Genomic DNA, 19,153 nt, shown 5'->3' with positions numbered 1-19,153 from the left:
CTTGCCCTATTTAGGGTACTATTAACTTATTAAATGGAATGTTGAATATGGATATTATTGAAAGTGCTGTCGGTGTCGAAAAGTGTACTGATTTAGTGAAAGCGCGTATTAGTCGGCGGTTGTCTGAGCAGCCTGTCATTCGTATGCGGTCATTTGTGGCAACAGATACTTCGAGCCCGACCAAAGAGCTGGATGCGGTCGTGCTGGCCAATACGCTGGTGGGTTATGGCGAAAAAATTACGCTGGAAAATATGGCGATCATTGAAAACCTGATCAAGTTTTCGAAGCTGGAGGCAAGTTACGAAGTGCCAGGCGATGACCCTCAAGCGTGGTATCTCGCGTTCCTGAAATGCATGGATGAAGCAGGGTGTTTCGTGGCAGATTCCGGTTACACCGTTTATCAGAAGAGTTCCCGCCAATTGACCATGGATAACATCGTTACTGACATCGTCAAGGCCGGTATGGATGCAGCGAAAGCCGCGATTCCGGGGGCTTCTGTACTTGACGCAGTTGCTAGTTCGACATTGGATGCGTTGAAGAAGGAACCGGAAGCGATCAACTTGTTCAATCGCGAAGTTATAGGCAGTAAAGGTGTCCGGCTGGCGGTGATGCCATGTGATCAATTGGCCAATGGTATTATCGTGACTTCGTTGGCATCGATCGACTGCGTGGGCATCAGTAAGGAAACCACGCCTCTCTTTTTTAACTGGAAAACTTCGGATCTCGATATCTTTCGTGGTAGTTCTTTTATTACCTTTAACCCAATTCGTTATGCTGGACTGAAGAATGAGCTGGAAGAGTACTTGGGGCAGTATTACAAGCCGCTGCTGCAGAAACGCTTCAATCGCCGCAGAAATGCTCCGGAGTAAGTAATCAACACCAGACAACAACGTAATCTATCGAGTTGCCCGTGCGGACCCGTATACCGGCTGGTGTGGCAGGGGAACGGCCTGGAAGGCCGTCCCCTAAGCCGATTCAGGGAACCAGATAGCCCTTCACCCCGGTAAAGATGATCTGCGCCGCCAATGCGCAGACGAACAACCCCATCAACCGGCTGACGATCTGCAACCCCTGGTCACCGAGAATGCGCTCGATGCGGTTGGACAGGTAAAGCACCACGCCGACGGTAAAACTGGCCAGGGCAATGCTCAGAATGGCCGTGAGTTTGTCGTCCCAATGAGGCTGACTCACGCCCATCACCAGCAAGGCGCCGATGGTGCCGGGGCCGACCGTCAGGGGAATGGTCAGCGGGACGATGGTCACGTCCTGCTGCACGTTGTCGGTTTGCACCGCCGACTTGCCCTGGGCCATGCCCAACGCCGAGATAAACAACACACTGCCGGCGCCGATGCGGAACGCGTCCACGGTGATGCCGAACACACTGAAAATCACTCGCCCGAACAGGTACAGCAAGACGCTGGAGACCAGTGTGGCTGTCGCCACTTTCCAGGCCAGACGGCGTTGTTCCTTGCGCGAATAACCGCGGGTCAGACTGATGAAACAGGACAACACGAAGAACGGGCTGTAGAGCACCAGCATCTTCAGGTAAACGCTGAACAACACGTGGAGCATGGGTGCAAGCTCACTGGCGAGGGAAGTCGAGGGGGAGTCTATCAGGCGCTGCGGGGGCTGTCGGCTCAGGACGTCTGAGTCGCTGCCCGGATCTGCTGATCACGCTGGGCCACCCAGTGCTCGATCAGTTCCCGCAACTGCGACAACTCCACCGGTTTGGCCATGTGCCCGTCCATACCGGCCTGGCGCGCGCGCTCTTTGTGTTCGGCAAGAATGTGCGCAGTCAAAGCCACCACCGGTGTGCGAATCCGCTGATTGCCGACTTCCCAGGCTCGCAATTGCTGAGTCGCGGAGAAGCCGTCGAGGATCGGCATTTCGCAGTCCATCAGCACCAGGTCATAACGCTGGGCTTTCATCGCCTGCAAGGCTTCTTCACCATTGCTGGCGGTATCCGGTTGCAGGTTGAGTTTGCCTAGCATGCCGCGAATCACCTTGGTCGAGATGCTGTTGTCTTCGGCCACCAGGATGCGGAAATCGCTGGGCACTTTCACCGGCAAGGTCGGGCCGGTGGTCAGGTGCTGCGAGAGGGAGAGGCCCTTGTTTCGCTGGTTCAGCTCGTCGGCCAACGTCGTCTTGAGGGTATAACCGGCCACCGGTTTGGCGAGGATGCGTTTGATCCCCGAGTTGCGCGCGATGATCTTGCTGGGCGCATTGCTGATGCCGGTGAGCATGATCAGCAGGATGTCGTGGTTCAGGCTCGGGTCTTCCTTGATCTTGGCCGCCAGTTGCATGCCGGTCATGCCGGGCATGTTCTGGTCCAGCAGGACCACGTCGAAGTAATCGCGCAAGTGAGCCTTGGTGCGCAGCAGCGCCAGCGCTTCCTTGCCGGACGCTACGGCACTGACATTCAGACCCCAGGCGCTGCACTGTTGCACCAGCACTTTGCGACACGTGTCGTTATCGTCCACCACCAATACCCGTGCACCCTGCAGGGGGCCATCGAGGTCAGACGTCGGGTGTTCGAGGCGGTCAGGGTCCAGCGGCAGGGTCAGCCACAAGGTGCTGCCCTGATTGGCGCCGCTCTTGATCCCGAACTCCCCGTGCATCAAGCGAATCAGCTGACGGGCGATCACCAGCCCCAGGTTGCCTCCCAAACGGGTGGCCGAGAGGAAGTGCTTGCTGTGCAGTTCAGCGTGCATCAATGCATCGCGCTCTTCGGTGTCCATCGGCTCACCGCTGTCCTGTACGGCAATGCGCAAGCGCGGTTTGACACTGCGCTCATCGAGCGCGACAACGATCAGGATTTCGCCTTCGTCAGTTTTCTTCAGAGCGTTTTCCAGCAGGCTCAGCAGGGTCTGGCGCAGGCGCGTCGGGTCACCGCTGATGACACGCGGCACTTGCGGCTGGATAAAGCTGATCAGCTCGACGTTCTGTTGTTCGGCTTTGGCGCGGAAGATACTCAGGCAGTCTTCGATCAGTGCGTTGAGGTCGAACTGCACATCGTCCAGTTCGATCTGCCCGGACTCGAGCTTGGAGATGTCGAGAATCTCGTTGATCAGTGTCAGCAGTTCGTTGCCGGCACTGTGGATGGTCTGTACATAGTCGCGCTGCTTGACCGAGAGCGGCGTGCCCAGCAGCAGCTCGGTCATGCCCAGCACGCCATTCATCGGGGTGCGGATTTCGTGGCTGATCTTTGCCAGGAATTCGGCCTTGGCGTTGATCTCGGCGTTGCTGGCGGCCAGGTCGCGGCTGACGCTGAAACGGTCTTCGGTAATGCTGCGCTGACGTTCACTCAAGGCAATGCTCATCAACACGCCGCTGATGCAGATTAACCCCAGCAGGGTCATGATCAAGCCCTGCGGTGCGACCAGGGTCAATCCCAGCAGGGCCGGCAACATGATCAGAGTGCCAATGTTGAACACCACCATCGCCGCGACGAACAGGCGCGCCGGGCGATAACCTTTTTGCCAGTGATAGGCGCTGACGAACAACATGCTCAGGCCTGCCAGCGCAACCAGGGCATAGGTCATGATGTTCAGCGGCAGCGTGTTGACGAACAACAGCAGCAAGCTGCAGACCACGATGAACAGAATGTCCCCCATCAGCAGTTTGTTCAGTGGGTGCGGGCCGAGTGGGGTGAAGAAGCGATAGGCGAACATCAGGCCGCACGGCGCCGTCAGCAGCAAGGCGAAGTAGGCGCCGGGTGTTTGCACCGCATGCCAGTTCGGCAGCCAGGGCCCTGCCAGATTCAGCAACAGCAACAGGCTGAGCATCAACAATGTTTCACATCCGGCTAGCCAGAAACTGCTGCGTGAGCGGCTATAGGCGTAGCGGACGAGGCTGTACAGGATCAGCATCCCGAGGCAACCGAACAACAGTCCGTAGATCAGCGTCTGATTCTGATTGGCCGCGGTCATGACCGCCGACTGCAGGGTGATGTAAGGCCTCAGCTGATGGTCGGAGACCAGTCGCAGGTAAACATCGAGAGGTTTTTCGTTTTGCGGCAGAGGCAACATGAAGTCGCTGCTGGGCAGCGGCCGTTCAGCCTGGGGCTGGCCGGTGCCGGTGTTCAGTTGCTCGATCAGCGTGTCGCCGTCCAGCACATACAGATTGAGGTGCGACAGATCGGGCGCGAATACCCGCAGCAACTGTTCATGCTTGCCGGGAGCGAGTCTGAAACGCAGCCATAACGCACCATCGGGTTCGGCGGCGGTGAGGCGTTCCAGTTCAATGGGGCTGAATTGATTGGTGTAGCGAGCGGAACGGATGTCGCTGAGTTGCAGGTCGCCCTGTTCGTCGAGCAATACCGCCCAGCCACTGCCTTGCGCGGCCTGGGCCGGGAGCATGCAGAGCAAGGTCAGCAGAGTGACGGTGAATCCTATGGCAATCCTGAGCCAGCGCACGGCGAAATCCCTTCGTAGGTTAATGCCAGATTATAACTATGCGCGGCGCCGGAATAGTCCGGCAAGGGCCCGAAGCCCTTGCCTGGCCGAATGGCGTTTTATTCCTGATTTTCGCCACGCTCGCGGGCAATGGCACGGTAGCCAATGTCCTTGCGATAGAAACAGCCTTCCCAGTCAATTTTGGCCGCCAGCTTGTAAGCCTGCTGCTGAGCGGCATCGACGCTGGCACCCATTGCCGTGGCGCAGAGTACCCGACCACCGGCCGTCACCACTTGACCGTCCTTCAGTGCAGTACCGGCGTGGAAGACTTTGCCTTCCAGTGCGGCAGCGGCATCGAGACCGTTGATGGCAACGCCTTTAGCGTAGTCGCCAGGATAGCCGCCAGCCGCCAGCACGATACCGACGCTCGGACGTGGATCCCATTGTGCTTCGACCTTGTCCAGGGCTTGCGCCAGCGCCGCTTCGACCAGCAACACCAGGCTCGACTGCAAACGCAGCATCACCGGTTGGGTCTCAGGGTCGCCGAAACGGCAGTTGAATTCGATGACTTTTGGGTTACCAGCCTTGTCGATCATCAGACCGGCGTACAGGAAGCCCGTGTAAACATTGCCTTCCTCGGCCATGCCGCGCACGGTCGGCCAGATCACCAGGTCCATGACGCGCTGGTGCACTTGCGCGGTCACGACCGGGGCCGGGGAGTAGGCACCCATGCCGCCAGTGTTCGGACCGGTGTCGCCGTCACCGACGCGTTTGTGGTCCTGGCTGGTGGCCATCGGCAATACGTTCTTGCCGTCGACCATGACGATGAAGCTGGCTTCTTCGCCGTCCAGGAACTCTTCGATCACGACGCGCGAGCCGGCGTCGCCGAATGCGTTGCCCGCGAGCATGTCGCGCACGGCGTCTTCGGCTTCGGTCAACGTCATGGCAACGATCACGCCTTTACCAGCGGCCAGGCCATCGGCCTTGATCACGATCGGTGCGCCTTTTTCACGCAGATAAGCCAGGGCAGGCTCGATCTCGGTGAAGTTCTGGTAGTCGGCGGTCGGGATCTTGTGGCGCGCCAGGAAATCCTTGGTGAAGGCTTTCGAACCTTCCAGCTGAGCAGCGCCAGCGGTTGGACCGAAGCAATCCAGGCCACGGGCGCGGAACAGATCGACGACGCCCGCGACCAGCGGCACTTCCGGGCCGACGATGGTCAGGGAAACATTCTTCTCGGCGAAGTCTGCAAGCTGTTCAAGGGCCAGCACGTCGATAGCGACGTTCTCGCACTTGGCTTCAATGGCGGTGCCGGCGTTGCCCGGAGCCACGAAAACTTTCTGCACGCGCGGATCCTGAGCCACTTTCCAGGCCAGGGCGTGTTCACGGCCACCGCTGCCAATGATCAAAACATTCATTTCAAAAACCTCGGATGACGCTAATTCTGGGGAGCACCGCAGGGACGCTTTTCTGTGGGAGCTGGCCTGCCGGCGATGCAAACAACTCGGTTTATCAGCTAAACCGAGGGGATGCTATCGCTGGCAGGCCAGCTCCCACAGTTGATCGTTGTGCTTAGTGGCGGAAGTGGCGCATGCCGGTGAAGACCATGGCAATGCCGGCCTCGTCGGCCGCTGCAATCACTTCCGCATCACGCATCGAGCCACCCGGCTGGATCACCGCAGTGATGCCGACCTTGGCTGCGTTGTCCAAGCCGTCGCGGAATGGGAAGAACGCGTCGGAGGCCATCACCGAGCCTGCCACCTGCAAACCAGCGTGTTCAGCCTTGATCGCAGCAATGCGCGCGGAGTTCACGCGGCTCATCTGGCCAGCGCCGACACCGATGGTCTGACGGTTCTTGGCGTAGACGATGGCGTTGGATTTAACGTATTTGGCGACTTTCCAGGCGAAGATCAGGTCGTGGATCTCTTGCTCGGTCGGGGCGCGCTTGGTCACGACTTTCAGGTCGTCGGCACCGATCATGCCGATGTCGCGGCTCTGTACCAGCAGGCCACCGTTGACGCGTTTGTAGTCCCACGCAGCAGCGCGATCAGCCGACCACTCGCCGCAGGCCAACAGGCGCACGTTGGCTTTGGCAGCCACGATGGCGCGAGCTTCTGCGCTGACGGACGGGGCGATGATCACTTCGACGAACTGACGCTCGACGATGGCTTTGGCGGTTTCAGCATCCAGCTCGCGGTTGAACGCGATGATGCCGCCGAACGCTGATTCGGTGTCGGTGGCGTAGGCCAGTTCGTAAGCCTGGCGGATACCGCCTTCGGCGTCCGGGCTGACGGCCACGCCGCACGGGTTGGCGTGCTTGACGATCACGCAGGCTGGCTTGACGAAGCTCTTCACGCATTCCAGCGCGGCGTCGGTGTCGGCCACGTTGTTGTACGACAGCTCTTTGCCTTGCAGCTGGGTGGCGGTGGCGATACCGACTTCGGCAGGCTTGGCTTCAACGTAGAACGCCGCGCTCTGGTGCGGGTTCTCGCCGTAGCGCATTTCCTGAGCCTTGACGAACTGGCTGTTGAAAGTGCGCGGGAACTCGCTGCGGCCTTCGGTGCTGAGGGTGTCAGCCGCCTGGTTCACGGTGCCCATGTAGTTGGCGATCATGCCGTCATAGGCTGCGGTGTGTTCGAAGGCCTTGAGCATCAGGTCGAAACGCTGAGCGTAGGTCAGGCCGCCGGCCTTGAGGCTTTCAAGGACGCTGGCGTAATCGCTGGCATTCACCACGATGGCCACGTCTTTGTGGTTCTTGGCTGCCGAGCGGACCATGGTCGGGCCGCCAATATCGATGTTCTCGATGGCGGTCGGCAGGTCGCAGCCTGGCTTGTTGATGGTGGCTTCGAACGGGTACAGGTTGACCGCTACCAGGTCGATCGGCTTGATGCCGTGCTCGTTCATGATGGCGTCGTCGATACCACGACGACCGAGGATCCCGCCGTGGATTTTCGGGTGCAGGGTTTTTACCCGGCCGTCCATCATTTCTGCGAAACCGGTGTAATCCGCGACTTCCACTGCGGCAACACCGTTGTCGCGCAGTAGCTTGAACGTTCCGCCGGTGGAGAGGATCTCGACGCCCAGGGCTTCAAGCTCTTTGGCGAATTCGAGGATCCCGGTCTTGTCGGAAACGCTGATCAAGGCGCGGCGGATCGGCAGGCGGGTAGTCTGGTCGGTCATTTCAATTTCCATCAAAAGCAAAGGAGTCAGCAAAAAAGGCGACCGTTTCTACGCGGGCGCCTTTCTGGTTTGATTGAATGCTTACAGCAAATCGTACTGCTTGAGTTTCTTGCGCAGCGTGCCTCGGTTCAGTCCGAGCAGCTCACTGGCCTTGGTCTGGTTGCCCTTGACGTAGTTCATCACGCACTCGAGCAGGGGAGCCTCGACTTCGGAGAGCACCAGGTTGTACACATCCGTGACGGCAGCGCCCTCAAGGTGGGCGAAATAATTGTGCAGCGCCTTCTCGACATTCCCGCGAAGGGTCTGACCTTCTTCGCTCGGCGTATTGAGGTGCTGTTTCAAATTCACATTGTCGCTCACGGGTGTTGTTCCACTCACTAAAGTCTCGGTCATCATCGTCATGCGGCCACCTCTTCTCCGTCCCCTGTCAGGCTCTTGTAACGTTCGGCGAAGAAGCCCTGAACGTTGGCGCATTGTGCTTCCGTATCTTCCAAACGATTGAAGTGGGCGCGAAACTCCCTGGCGCCCGGCAAGGTTGCGAGATACCAGCCCACATGCTTTCGAGCAATGCGCACGCCCATGACGTCTCCATAGAAGACGTGCAGCGCAGCCAGATGCTCTAGCAGAATGCGTTCCACCTCGATCAGTTCCAGTGCCGGGAGTTTTTCGCCGGTACGCAGAAAATGATCGATCTCACGAAAAATCCATGGCCGCCCCTGAGCGGCCCGGCCTACCAACAGGCCATCGGCACCGGTCGCATCGAGCACGTACCGGGCTTTCTCTGGCGAATCGATATCGCCATTGGCAAACACCGGAATCGACACGGCCTGCTTGATCGCGGCGATGGTGTCGTACTCGGCTTCGCCGGTGTACAGATCGGCACGGGTGCGCCCATGGACCGCCAACGCCGTAATGCCTGCCTGCTCGGCGATCTTCGCCACGGTCAGGCCGTTCTTGTTGTCCCGGTCCCAGCCGGTGCGGATCTTCAGGGTGACCGGCACATCAACCGCAGCCACTACGGCCTGCAGGATCTCGGTCACCAGTGCTTCATCCTTCAACAGCGCGGACCCGGCGGCCTTGTTGCAGACCTTTTTCGCCGGACAGCCCATGTTGATATCAATAATCTGTGCGCCCAGTTCAACGTTGGCCTGGGCTGCATCCGCCAGCATCTGTGCATCACCACCGGCGATCTGTACCGAGCGGGGCTCGGGATCACCTTCGTGGATCATGCGCATCCGCGATTTGCGGGTGTTCCACAAGCTCATGTCGCTGGTGACCATTTCCGAGACTACAAGTCCTGCGCCCAGTCGCTTGCACAGCTGACGAAAGGGTTGGTCTGTGACCCCCGCCATCGGGGCGAGAATCAAGCCGTTGTGCAATGTGTAAGGACCGATGCGTACCGCCGACATAGGACTTCCCTGTTGTGGGGTCGGATCATGAGAGTTCGAAAAAGGGTTGGCATGATACCCGCTCTCGATGACTGGATAAAGGCTGAATTGAACAAAATCTGAACAGTTATTCTGTTATCGCCAGCGGTTTGGTGTGAGCGGTCAAAGTCAGAAATATGCCGTCAAAGCCGTAATACTGAGCCGTTTCACTCGGGCGAATGGAAGCTCAGACTGTAATTCACCGCTTTGGAGCCTGGATCGAGGATATCCAGTGCGATGTGGATCGGCGTTTGCGGAGGCATTTCCGCCATCCCTTCGAGATCGCCGTTGAGGTACTCACCGGGCTTGAAGCGCCGGCTGGCGATCAGGTGGCCGTTGAGGTCGGCAAAACGCAACTCCAGCAGCGGGAAAGGCTGGGAGAAGGGCGCGCGGTTGTAGATGATCGCGTCGACCACCAGTGCTCCGTTGAAGTCCGGGTGACTGCGGACCACCAGGTTGCTGCTTTTGATTTTGGCGATGTCGACTTTGGATGGCACGGTGCAGCCGATTTGCGGGCACAGTTGCTGGAACCACGGACGGTATTGGTCCTGGCGTGCCAGCTCGTCAAAGTGGTAGGCAATGTATTGACCGGCGAGGCCGGCGAGGCCGAGCAGGATCAGTAGCAGCCAGAAAAAGCGTCGGCCCCAGGGAGAGCGGCGCTTTTGCCAGTCCAGTTGCAGCGGGTCATCGGTCAGGTCTTGCAGGGCTTCAGCGCGGACAGCCGGCTCACGCTTTTTGCGCACAGGTTCGATCGATGGCCGATCGTCGTCGATGTCATCGGTCGCCGACAGGCGTTCATGATGCATCGGTGCGTCGAGTGGGTCGTGCAGGCGCAGCTGTGGCGGCAGATGTTCGTCGTCCAGCTCCACCGGTTCCAGGGACAGCGAAGGTTCGGTGCGCGAGTATTTGCTCGGATCGAGTTCCAGCTCTGGCAAGTCGGCTTCTGTGGTCTGCGCACGATCGGCGGCCGATTCGCTGAACAGGCTGTCGGGCCACGGCGCTTCTTCGTGCTCGACGGTATCCCGGCTGGCACTCAGGTTGTCTTCGCGCTGTCGGCCGAATTCCGTGGTCGGCTGGATTTCCCGCTGTTCGAGGCGGGCGAGCTCTTCGTCCAGGTCCAGACTGTCCAGATCCAGCTCGGCCGCGGACCATTGCTTTTGGCTGATGGCTCGCGGCTCCGGCGGTTCGACGATGGCCGGTGCAACCGGGGTGATCGTGTCTTTGCCGGCCTGTTGTTCAAGCAGCTGCTTGGCGGCGTTGAACACCTGCAAGCACGAGCCGCAACGAACCACTCCGCGGGCTACGCTCAATTGAGCATGGCTGACGCGGAAGCTGGTTTGGCAATGCGGGCACTGGGTGACGAAGCTGTCGGTCATGCGGCAATCCGGTTTATGCAGGCGTTCATTCTAGCGCCGACGGCCAGTGATGCGCACCCAGCCATCGCGATTGGCAATCGGGTCCAGATCGAAGTCCTGGGCATAAGCCTTGGCGACTTCTTCACCTTGCTCGGCGAGGATGCCCGACAGCGCCAGACGACCACCGGTTTTGACCAGGCTGGACAATTGTGGCGCCAGTGAAACCAGCGGGCCGGCAAGAATGTTGGCGACCAGTACGTCGGCCTGAACCTGCGGCAAATCTTGCGGCAGATACAGCGGGAACAGTGCTTCGGCGATGTTGTTGCGCCCGGCGTTGTCGCGGGACGCTTCCAGGGCTTGCACGTCGATATCGGTACCGACGGCTTCCTTGGCGCCCAGCAGCAGGGCAGCAATCGCCAGAATCCCCGAGCCGCAGCCGAAGTCCAGGACGTTGCAGTCTTTCAGGTCCTGGCCATCGAGCCATTCCAGGCACAGCGCGGTGGTCGGGTGCGTGCCGGTGCCGAACGCCAGGCCCGGATCCAGCAGCAGGTTCACCGCGTCTGGTTCAGGAGCAGCGTGCCAGCTCGGGACGATCCACAGGCGCTGGCCGAAACGCATGGGCTGGAAACCGTCCATCCAGCTACGTTCCCAGTCCTGGTCTTCGATGACTTCGCTGTGATGCTCGGGCAGCGGGCTGCCGGTCAGCAGCTCAAGGTGGGCCAGTACGGCGGCGGCTTCGGTGCCACCTTCGAACAGGGCCAGCAGGTGCGTATGCGACCACAGCGGCGTGGTGTTGAGTTCCGGTTCGAAGATCGGCTGATCTTCAGCGTCCATGAAGGTCACCGAGACGGCGCCCACTTCAAGGAAAGCGTCTTCGTAGGTTTCGGCTTGTTCTGGGCTGATGGCGAGACGGACTTGCAGCCAAGGCATGGCGGGCACCTTTGAAAAATATTGATTGCAGCCTAGCGGGCTGCGAGAAGCGCGCAAGTTTACGCGAGCGCGGAGGTTTTGTGGGAGTGGCCTTGCTCGCGTGCACATTAGGAAGCCTTCAGAAACAACAAAGCCGCTCGGAAGCGGCTTTGTTAGTCTGGATCACATATTAATGCTGATGCCCTGCATTATTGGCTATGAGCCATTGCAGGCCTTTGTTCGTCAGGCGATAGCGTTGCAGGCGGCTGTTGGGGCGTTCAGGCAGCGTCATTTCAAGCACCCCGGCGGCTATGGCCGGCAGTATGTAAGCCTTACGGAAGTGGTCGGCGTTTTTCAGGCCCATACTGGTCTGAAGTTCCAGCCTGCTCATGTTTCCTTCAATGGCCCTCAGCACCGAAGCGACTTCCATGTTGACTTCCATGTTGACTTCCATGGTTGTTGCTTCTGCTCTCTGTGACTGAGGGTGCGCTGGAAGCCGTATGACATACGAAATCCGATCATCGTCGGTTTCAAATAATGGCGCAGGTGAGCCATTGACCGCCATGACCTTGAGGATTTTAGGGATGCCCGTCGAGCGGCCTTCGGTCAGACTCAGTTCTTTCAGGAACTCACCAATTCGCCGGTTACGGTAACGGCGGCTCACGGCGCGGCCTATCCGCAGGTCCTCCATTCGAATCGAGCGGTCTGGCCCCGGGAAGCTCAGAATCACCAATTCCTCCTGGCTGATGCGGACTTCAATCGGTTCGCGTTCTTCATAGGATCGGTGATAAACGGCATTGACCAGTGCCTCTTCAATTGCTGCGAAGGGGAAATTCCAGATCCGTGTAGCTTCGGCGCGGCCTGCATGCTTGATCACTGTTTCATGCAGGTAATTGCGCTGGATATAAGCCAGTGATTCGCGGGTTATGGTTGCCAGTGGCCCCTTGAAAATCTTTTCGTCAAAGCGATCACCGCCAGCGCCCTCCGGAAACCACAGCACATCAATCTGTGTGCCGGGGAAGAATCGCTCTGGGGCTGGGCTAAAGAACATCAGTCCCGCATTTTTGGGCCATGGCGACTCGGTCGGGCCGCCCACGACGTTCATTTGTCGCCCTAGCGCTTCGGTAGACAGGACCGCTGCATCCTCGGCCAGGGCACTGCCCACTTCTTGCAGGAAGCTTTGCATTAGAGGTTTGGATAGATCGCTGACACGAGCGCCCAAATTGAAGCGATCATCGAAAGGCACCTTGGCAGTAAGGCTCAAGAGTTCTTGTTCGGTTTCGCCCTTGGCTTCCACCGTGCTGCTGTAGCGACGGATGTAGTAGTGCAAGCTTCTGTACTTGGCTGTCACTGCGGCCGGAGCTTTATAGGGACGATTTTGCCCGCCGGGCGCCCATAGCACGATCAACTTGCGACCTTCGACCTCTTCAATACTCAACACTGGAAAGTAAGCAGACTGAATTGATTGGCAAGCCGCTAGCAGTTCGAGCTGGATCTTGTCGAGTAATTGATCGGAAAGTCCCAGTGGAGGAAAGATCGGCTGACCATTGGCATCGCAATCCTGCCCAATCACAACGTAACCACCGCCCAGGTTTTCGAAGTCGTTGGCGAAAGCGCAGAGCGTGCGAATGATCGGATCAGGATTCCAACCCGATTTGTATTCGATTCGCTCACCCTCGACTGTCCGCTGGCGCAGGAGATCGTTGAGATTGATGGGCAGTTTTTCAGGCATGGGCTGGCTCTGGTTCGTCGGCGTTGCGCTGATAAGAGGGCGATTATAGCCAGCCAGGACAGGCCAGTGCCTGTCAGATTAGCCGCGCAAGGACGGATGAAACCTTCAGAAACAACAAAGCCGCTCGAAAGCGGCTTTGTTGGTATGGATCACAGCTTAATGCTTTTCGCCAGCCAGCTTGTGTTCCAGGTAGTGGATGTTGATTCCACCTTTGCAGAAGCCTTCATCGCGGACGAGGTCGCGGTGCAGCGGGATGTTGGTCTTGATCCCGTCGACAACGATTTCGTCCAGCGCATTGCGCATGCGCGCCAGTGCTTCGTCACGGGTTGCGCCGTAGGTGATCAGCTTGCCGATCAACGAATCGTAGTTCGGCGGAACGGCATAGCCACTGTACAGGTGCGAATCGACGCGAACGCCGTTGCCGCCTGGTGCGTGGAAATGCTTGACCGTGCCAGGGCTCGGCATGAAGGTTTTCGGGTCTTCGGCGTTGATTCGGCATTCCAGTGCATGACCGCGGATAACCACGTCTTCCTGGGTGTACGACAGCTTGTTGCCAGCGGCGATGCTGAGCATCTCCTTGACGATGTCGATGCCGGTGACCATTTCCGAAACCGGGTGCTCAACCTGAACGCGGGTGTTCATTTCGATGAAATAGAACGCGCCGTTCTCGTACAGGAACTCGAAAGTACCCGCGCCACGGTAGTTGATGTCGATGCAGGCCTTGACGCAGCGTGCGAGGACTTCAGCTCGTGCCTTCTCGTCGATGCCCGGTGCCGGCGCTTCTTCGAGAACCTTCTGGTGACGACGTTGCAGCGAGCAATCACGGTCGCCCAGATGGATGGCGTGGCCCTGGCCGTCGGAAAGTACCTGAACTTCCACGTGACGTGGGTTGGTCAGGAATTTTTCCAGATAGACCATCGGGTTGCCGAACGCCGCGCCAGCTTCGGAGCGGGTCAGTTTCGCCGAGGAGATCAGGTCTTCTTCTTTATGCACAACGCGCATGCCGCGACCACCGCCGCCGCCAGCGGCTTTGATGATCACCGGGTAACCGACTTCGCGACCGATGCGCAGAGCGGTTTCTTCGTCTTCAGGCAACGGGCCGTCGGAACCCGGAACGGTTGGAACGCCAGCGGCGATCATGGCGTGCTTGGCCGATACCTTGTCGCCCATCAGGCGAATGGTGTCGGCTTTCGGGCCAATGAAGGCGAAGCCGGAGTTCTCGACCTGTTCAGCGAAATCAGCGTTTTCCGCAAGGAAACCGTAGCCTGGGTGAATGGCGGTAGCGCCAGTCACTTCAGCCGCGGCGATGATTGCCGGGATGTGCAGATAAGAGTGCGCGGCCGAGGCCGGGCCGATGCAGACGGATTCGTCTGCCAGGCCCAGGTGCATCAGCTCTTTGTCGGCCTTGGAGTAAACGGCGACAGTCTTGATGCCCATCTCTTTGCAGGCACGCAGAATCCGCAGGGCGATCTCACCGCGGTTGGCGATCAGAACTTTTTCCAACTTCGCAGTCATCAAAGTCTCTCCGCGGTTCAAACGATGGTGAACAGCGGTTGGTCGTACTCAACCGGCTGGCCGTCTTCGACGAGGATAGATTCGATCACACCGCTGGATTCAGCTTCGATGTGGTTCATCATCTTCATGGCTTCGACGATGCACAGGGTGTCGCCTTTCTTCACGGTCTGGCCGACTTCAACGAAGGACGGCGAGGATGGCGAAGACTTGCGATAGAAGGTACCGACCATAGGCGAACGGGCAACGTTGCCGTTCAGAACTGGCGCGGCCGGAGCAGCAGGTGCGGCGGCAGCGACCGGGGCAGCAGCAACAGGTGCCGGCGCCGGAGCATGCATTGGAGCCGGAGCGTAGTACTGCTGAGCCGGGGTCTTGCTGTGACGGCTGATGCGTACGGACTCTTCGCCTTCCTTGATCTCGAGCTCGTCGATGCCGGACTCTTCCAGCAGTTCGATCAGTTTCTTAACTTTACGGATATCCATGAATCATCAACTCCCAAGGGTCGGTCAGGGGCGTTTAACGCTTGTAGTTCAAGTCGTTGCCTGTGTTTCAAGCTGTTCTAGCGCAGCCTCCAGGGCCAGTCGGTAACCGCTGGCGCCAAGGCCGCAGATCACTCCCACCGCTACGTCGGAGAAGTAAGAGTGATGGCGGAAAGGTTCGCGTTTGTGCACGTTAGACAAATGCACTTCGATGAATGGGATGCTCACCGCCAGCAGCGCGTCACGTAATGCGACACTTGTGTGCGTAAAAGCTGCTGGGTTGATCAGAATGAAGTCCACACCTTCGCTGCGGGCAGCGTGGATGCGGTCGATCAATTCGTACTCGGCGTTGCTTTGCAGGTGCAGCAAATGGTGGCCGGCTTCACGGGCACGGCGTTCCAGGTCCTGGTTGATCTGCGCCAGTGTCGTAGCGCCATAGGTGCCCGGTTCACGGGTGCCGAGCATGTTCAGGTTGGGTCCGTGCAGAACCAGTAGCGTCGCCATCTGCTGTTCCTTGTGATCTGTGTGCAATTGTCAGAACCCGGCGACTATGCCGCAAAGCCTTTGTGACTGTCCAGTTCTATGCAATAGCCAGCACGATGGCCGATGTTTGCGCGAAATATGTGACCGGGTTATTAAATCCGGTCATTTGCTTTCGCAACACGTTCGGCGAAGTCGGTGGCGTTGATCTCTCCGATCACTCGCACATCGGCGTGTTCGACACCGTCCTTGCCGAAAAACATCAGCGCTGGCGGGCCGAACAGTTTGTAGCGGTCAAGCAGGGCGCGTTGCTCGGCGTTGCTGGCGGTGATGTCGAAGCGGATCAGTCGATAGCCTTTGAGGCGTTCGACCACCCTGGCGTCGTTGAGCACTTCATGTTCGATGACTTTGCAACTGATGCACCAGTCGGCGTACCAGTCGAGCAGCAGCGGGGTGCCTGACGATTTGGCTTGGGCGAGGACACGGTCCAGGTCTGCCGGAGTGCTGACGGTTTGCCAGGCACTGGTGCTTTGCGGCTGCTCATTGCCGGCAACCGTGCGCGACTGGCCAATCGGATTGAATGGGTCGGTCTGGCCGCTGAACGCTCCATACCAACACGCCAGCGCATAAAACAGCAGGAACATCCCCAGCAACTGGCCCAGGCGTTTTCTCGGCGGTTTGTAGACGAACTCCAGCGCACCCATGAACAACCCAACGCCACCGGCCAGCAAGCCGATCAGCAGCAACGTGATCTGACCCGGCAGTACTCGACTGAGCAGACCGATCGCCAGCCCCAGCAACAAAACGCCAATCGCGTTTTTCACATAGATCAGCCAGGGGCCGCTTTTCGGCAGCCAGGCGGCGCCACCGGTGGCGACCAGCAATAGCGGGGCGCCCATGCCCAGGCCGAGCATGAACAATTTCAGACCACCGCCCACTGCATCGCCGCTGGCGCTGATGTACAGCAGCGCGCCGGCCAGCGGTGCCGAGACGCAGGGTGACACCAACAGGCTGGAAACCACGCCCAGTACGGCAGCGCCCCACAACGAACCGCCCTCGGTGCGACCGGCGATCCGATCCAGCCGACTGCTGATAGCGTAAGGCAGCTTGAGTTCGAAGACGCCAAACATCGCCAAGGCAAACAACGCAAAAAACGTCGCGAACGGCACCAGCACCCACGCCGATTGCAACCGCGCCTGAAGATTGAGCTGTGCGCCGAACATCCCCATCAAGGCCCCGAGCAGGGCGAAGCAGGCGGCCATTGGCAGCACATAAGCGAGGGACAGATTGAAGCCGCGCAAACCACCCACCTGACCGCGCAACACCACGCCGGACAGGATCGGCAGCATCGGCAGCACGCACGGTGTGAACGTCAGGCCTATGCCGGCGAGGAAGAACAGCGCCAGTTCGCGCCAGCTCCAGGCCGGAGTCGCGCCTGCGCTGCCATCAATACTCAGGCGCTCGGTTTCGGGTGGATAGCACAAGCCTTTGTCGGCGCAACCCTGATACGTCACCACCAAGGTGAAGGCGCGTTGATCGGTGCGCGGCAGCTCTACGTCGAGAACCCCGTGGTAGACCTCGACATCGCCGAAATACTCATCGTGCTTCTGTTCGCCCTTGGGCAGTTGCGCGGCGCCGAGGCCTGCATCGGGCGGGTCGGCGCGAAACTGAAAGCGGTGCCGGTAGAGGTAGTAGCCCTCGGTGGCGACGAAGCGCAGTTTGATCGATTGCGGTGTGCTTTCTACCAGGCTCAGCTGAAAGGCTTCACGCACCGGCAGAAAATCGGCGCTGTTGTTGATCGAGCCCAGCGTCGAACTGGGCCGACTGTCCAGCAAACCGGCGGCGGTGGCCGGCAGGGCGAGCACTAAAAACAACAGGCAGAGCAAACGGCGCATGACAATCTCGCGTATCGAAAGTGAGGGCATGATAGCGGACGGCGGTCGGGTGTGCAGGGCGAGTCCTGTGGTGATTGTTCTGACGCCTTCGCGAGCAAGCCCGCTCCCACATCGACCGAGTTCATCCATGGGTACGCGGTCGAATGTGGGAGCGGGCTTGCTCGCGAAGGCGATCTGTCAGACGCGGAAGGCCTGGACCGCTGTATGCAACCGTCCACCCAGCACCAGCAAATTCTCCCCCTGCACGCGTCCCTCGCCGATGCGCAGCAAGTTATCCCCACCCAATTGGTGAATCCGCTCACTGTGATCGCGGATTTCGCTGACAGCGCCACTCTGCTGGGCGGTGACATCGGCGATGCGTACGGCGGTGTCGGAAATGGTCTGGATCGCACCGACGATTTTATCCAGCGCACCGTCGGCGGCCTGGGCCTGATTGGCAGTGGCTTCGGCGTGTTCGACCTGGGCGCGCATGCCTTCCACCGATTGTCGCGCCGCGGTTTGTAACCCGGCGATTAACGTCTGGATCTCTGCCGTGGCGCCAGCGGTGCGTTGCGCCAGTGAGCGAACTTCTTCGGCCACCACGGCAAACCCTCGACCCATTTCCCCGGCTCGGGCCGCTTCGATGGCGGCGTTCAGGGCCAACAGGTTGGTTTGGTCGGCAATTGAGCGGATGACCGTCAGCACGCCGCCAATGGTTGCCGACTCTTCGGCCAGGTGTTCGATCATTTGCGCGTTGCCTTGCACTTCGCCGACCAGCGCGTGCAGCCCGGTGAGGCTCAAACCGATGACTTTCTGGCCGTGCTCCACCGCCAGCCCGGCATGGCGGCTGGCGTCGGCGGCTTGGCTGGCATCGCCGGCAACCTGTTGAATGGTCGCTTCCAGTTCGCCGAGAGAATCACGGATCAGCGCCGTGTCGCCGGCCTGATGTTCGGCGCCGCTGTGCAGGTCATTGCTCAGCTCGGCCAGCGTTCGGCTACTGCCGGCGACCTGTTCGGCGTTGAGACGAATGGTCCCGACCAGGTCGACCAGATAGGCGCGCAAGCGATTGAGCGACGCTTGAATGTCATGCAGTTCGCGATTGGTTTTACCCAGTTGAATGTCCCGGCTGAAGTCGCCCTCGGCCCAGGTCGAGAGGGCCGGGGCGAGGTTGGTCAGCGTCCGGGCCAGTTTCCGTTGCAAGGTGTCGATCAGCAAAGCAATCAGCAGGATCAGGCCGATCATCACGCCTTGCATCAGCCGCACTTCGCCCTGGATCTGTCCGTGCTGGGCGCGAACCACCGGCTCCAGTCCGGCAATGGCCTGCTGCACGGCGGCGATTTTCAGGTGAGTGGCGGCGCTGAGGTCGGTGCGTTTCTGGATCTGGTCACGTGTGCGCGCCAATTCGGCCGGGTAGCGAGTGAGGAGGCTGTTCAGTTCACGCTTGAGGCCAACGCCCGCATCTTCGGCAACCGCTTTTTCGGTGTTCTCCAGGCCCATCATCGCGGCGAAATCATCGGTGCCGGATTCGCTGCTGCTGGCTACACCGAGTAGCGGCAACGCGCCCAGTAACTCAGCCTGAGTGCGGATGTTGGCGACTTCACGCTCGACATCGGCGGCCAATTCACTTCGGCCGCTGCTGACCAGTTTGTCCCGGGCCAAAGACAACTTGCCCAAGTGCTGGGAGGCGGCGAGCAACGGTGTCAGATACGCCGCGTTAGCGCTGGCGTATTGGCTGAGCTGATCGAGGCTGGCGCCCAGTTCGCGTTCGGCCTGAAGCAGCAACGCTTGCGGATCTCCCGCGAGTTTGCCCGCGG

Annotated in this window: 15 protein-coding genes; 1 reads left to right on the top strand and 14 read right to left on the bottom strand. The window is 59.5% G+C overall.

Translation table 11 applies throughout. The annotated features are described in order from the left end of the window. Nucleotides 1-47: 47 nt before the first annotated feature. Nucleotides 48-869: a hypothetical protein gene (locus tag KW848_RS27340; RefSeq protein ID WP_218538647.1), complete on the top strand. Its 822-nt coding sequence runs from the start codon at nucleotides 48-50 to the stop codon at nucleotides 867-869. A gap of 106 nt (nucleotides 870-975) precedes the next feature. Here the strand turns inward: KW848_RS27340 and KW848_RS27335 are convergent, their stop codons facing one another. The 14 genes from KW848_RS27335 to KW848_RS32550 form a co-directional block, all read right to left on the bottom strand. Then, nucleotides 976-1,572 (bottom strand): MarC family protein, encoded by a 597-nt coding sequence (locus KW848_RS27335; RefSeq protein WP_007937197.1) that lies wholly within the window; start codon nucleotides 1,570-1,572, stop codon nucleotides 976-978. A gap of 65 nt (nucleotides 1,573-1,637) precedes the next feature. Continuing rightward, nucleotides 1,638-4,415, bottom strand: a complete 2,778-nt coding sequence (locus KW848_RS27330; protein ID WP_218538646.1) for a hybrid sensor histidine kinase/response regulator — start codon at nucleotides 4,413-4,415, stop codon at nucleotides 1,638-1,640. A gap of 98 nt (nucleotides 4,416-4,513) precedes the next feature. Continuing rightward, nucleotides 4,514-5,809, bottom strand: a complete 1,296-nt coding sequence (gene purD, locus KW848_RS27325) for a phosphoribosylamine--glycine ligase (protein WP_218538645.1) — start codon at nucleotides 5,807-5,809, stop codon at nucleotides 4,514-4,516. Between the two features lie 154 nt (nucleotides 5,810-5,963). Beyond that, nucleotides 5,964-7,571, bottom strand: coding sequence for a bifunctional phosphoribosylaminoimidazolecarboxamide formyltransferase/IMP cyclohydrolase (purH, locus tag KW848_RS27320; RefSeq protein WP_218538644.1), 1,608 nt, complete (start codon nucleotides 7,569-7,571; stop codon nucleotides 5,964-5,966). Nucleotides 7,572-7,652: 81 nt separating this feature from the next. Next, complete coding sequence (fis, locus tag KW848_RS27315) at nucleotides 7,653-7,973, bottom strand: DNA-binding transcriptional regulator Fis (RefSeq protein WP_030128251.1); 321 nt, start codon at nucleotides 7,971-7,973, stop codon at nucleotides 7,653-7,655. Next, nucleotides 7,970-8,980 (bottom strand): tRNA dihydrouridine synthase DusB, encoded by a 1,011-nt coding sequence (gene dusB, locus KW848_RS27310; protein ID WP_218538643.1) that lies wholly within the window; start codon nucleotides 8,978-8,980, stop codon nucleotides 7,970-7,972. The genes fis and dusB overlap by 4 nt, the downstream gene beginning before the upstream one ends. Nucleotides 8,981-9,165: 185 nt before the next feature. Beyond that, entirely contained in the window at nucleotides 9,166-10,374 is a 1,209-nt protein-coding gene (locus tag KW848_RS27305) for a DUF3426 domain-containing protein (protein WP_111449191.1), read from the bottom strand. A 30-nt stretch (nucleotides 10,375-10,404) separates the two neighbouring features. Beyond that, complete coding sequence (gene prmA / locus KW848_RS27300) at nucleotides 10,405-11,283, bottom strand: 50S ribosomal protein L11 methyltransferase (RefSeq protein ID WP_218538642.1); 879 nt, start codon at nucleotides 11,281-11,283, stop codon at nucleotides 10,405-10,407. 169 nt (nucleotides 11,284-11,452) lie between these two features. Then, entirely contained in the window at nucleotides 11,453-12,994 is a 1,542-nt protein-coding gene (locus KW848_RS27295; RefSeq protein WP_218538641.1) for a Fic family protein, read from the bottom strand. Nucleotides 12,995-13,150: 156 nt separating this feature from the next. Then, nucleotides 13,151-14,509: an acetyl-CoA carboxylase biotin carboxylase subunit gene (gene accC / locus KW848_RS27290; RefSeq protein WP_111449189.1), complete on the bottom strand. Its 1,359-nt coding sequence runs from the start codon at nucleotides 14,507-14,509 to the stop codon at nucleotides 13,151-13,153. 17 nt (nucleotides 14,510-14,526) lie between these two features. Continuing rightward, the gene (accB, locus tag KW848_RS27285; RefSeq protein WP_008153753.1) at nucleotides 14,527-14,988 is read right to left on the bottom strand and encodes an acetyl-CoA carboxylase biotin carboxyl carrier protein; all 462 of its coding nucleotides are present in this window, start codon (nucleotides 14,986-14,988) and stop codon (nucleotides 14,527-14,529) included. 48 nt (nucleotides 14,989-15,036) lie between these two features. After that, complete coding sequence (gene aroQ, locus KW848_RS27280; protein ID WP_111449188.1) at nucleotides 15,037-15,489, bottom strand: type II 3-dehydroquinate dehydratase; 453 nt, start codon at nucleotides 15,487-15,489, stop codon at nucleotides 15,037-15,039. Nucleotides 15,490-15,620: 131 nt separating this feature from the next. After that, entirely contained in the window at nucleotides 15,621-17,360 is a 1,740-nt protein-coding gene (locus KW848_RS27275; RefSeq protein WP_218538640.1) for a protein-disulfide reductase DsbD, read from the bottom strand. A 177-nt stretch (nucleotides 17,361-17,537) separates the two neighbouring features. After that, the gene (locus KW848_RS32550; RefSeq protein WP_375154738.1) at nucleotides 17,538-18,581 is read right to left on the bottom strand and encodes a methyl-accepting chemotaxis protein; all 1,044 of its coding nucleotides are present in this window, start codon (nucleotides 18,579-18,581) and stop codon (nucleotides 17,538-17,540) included. Nucleotides 18,582-19,153 lie beyond the last annotated feature (572 nt).

It is taken from the genome of Pseudomonas sp. PDM25 (genome assembly GCF_019219045.1).
Taxonomy (GTDB): Bacteria; Pseudomonadota; Gammaproteobacteria; order Pseudomonadales; family Pseudomonadaceae; genus Aquipseudomonas.
Note: the sequence above shows the minus strand (reverse complement) of the source record. Positions and strands in the feature narration are given on the sequence as shown.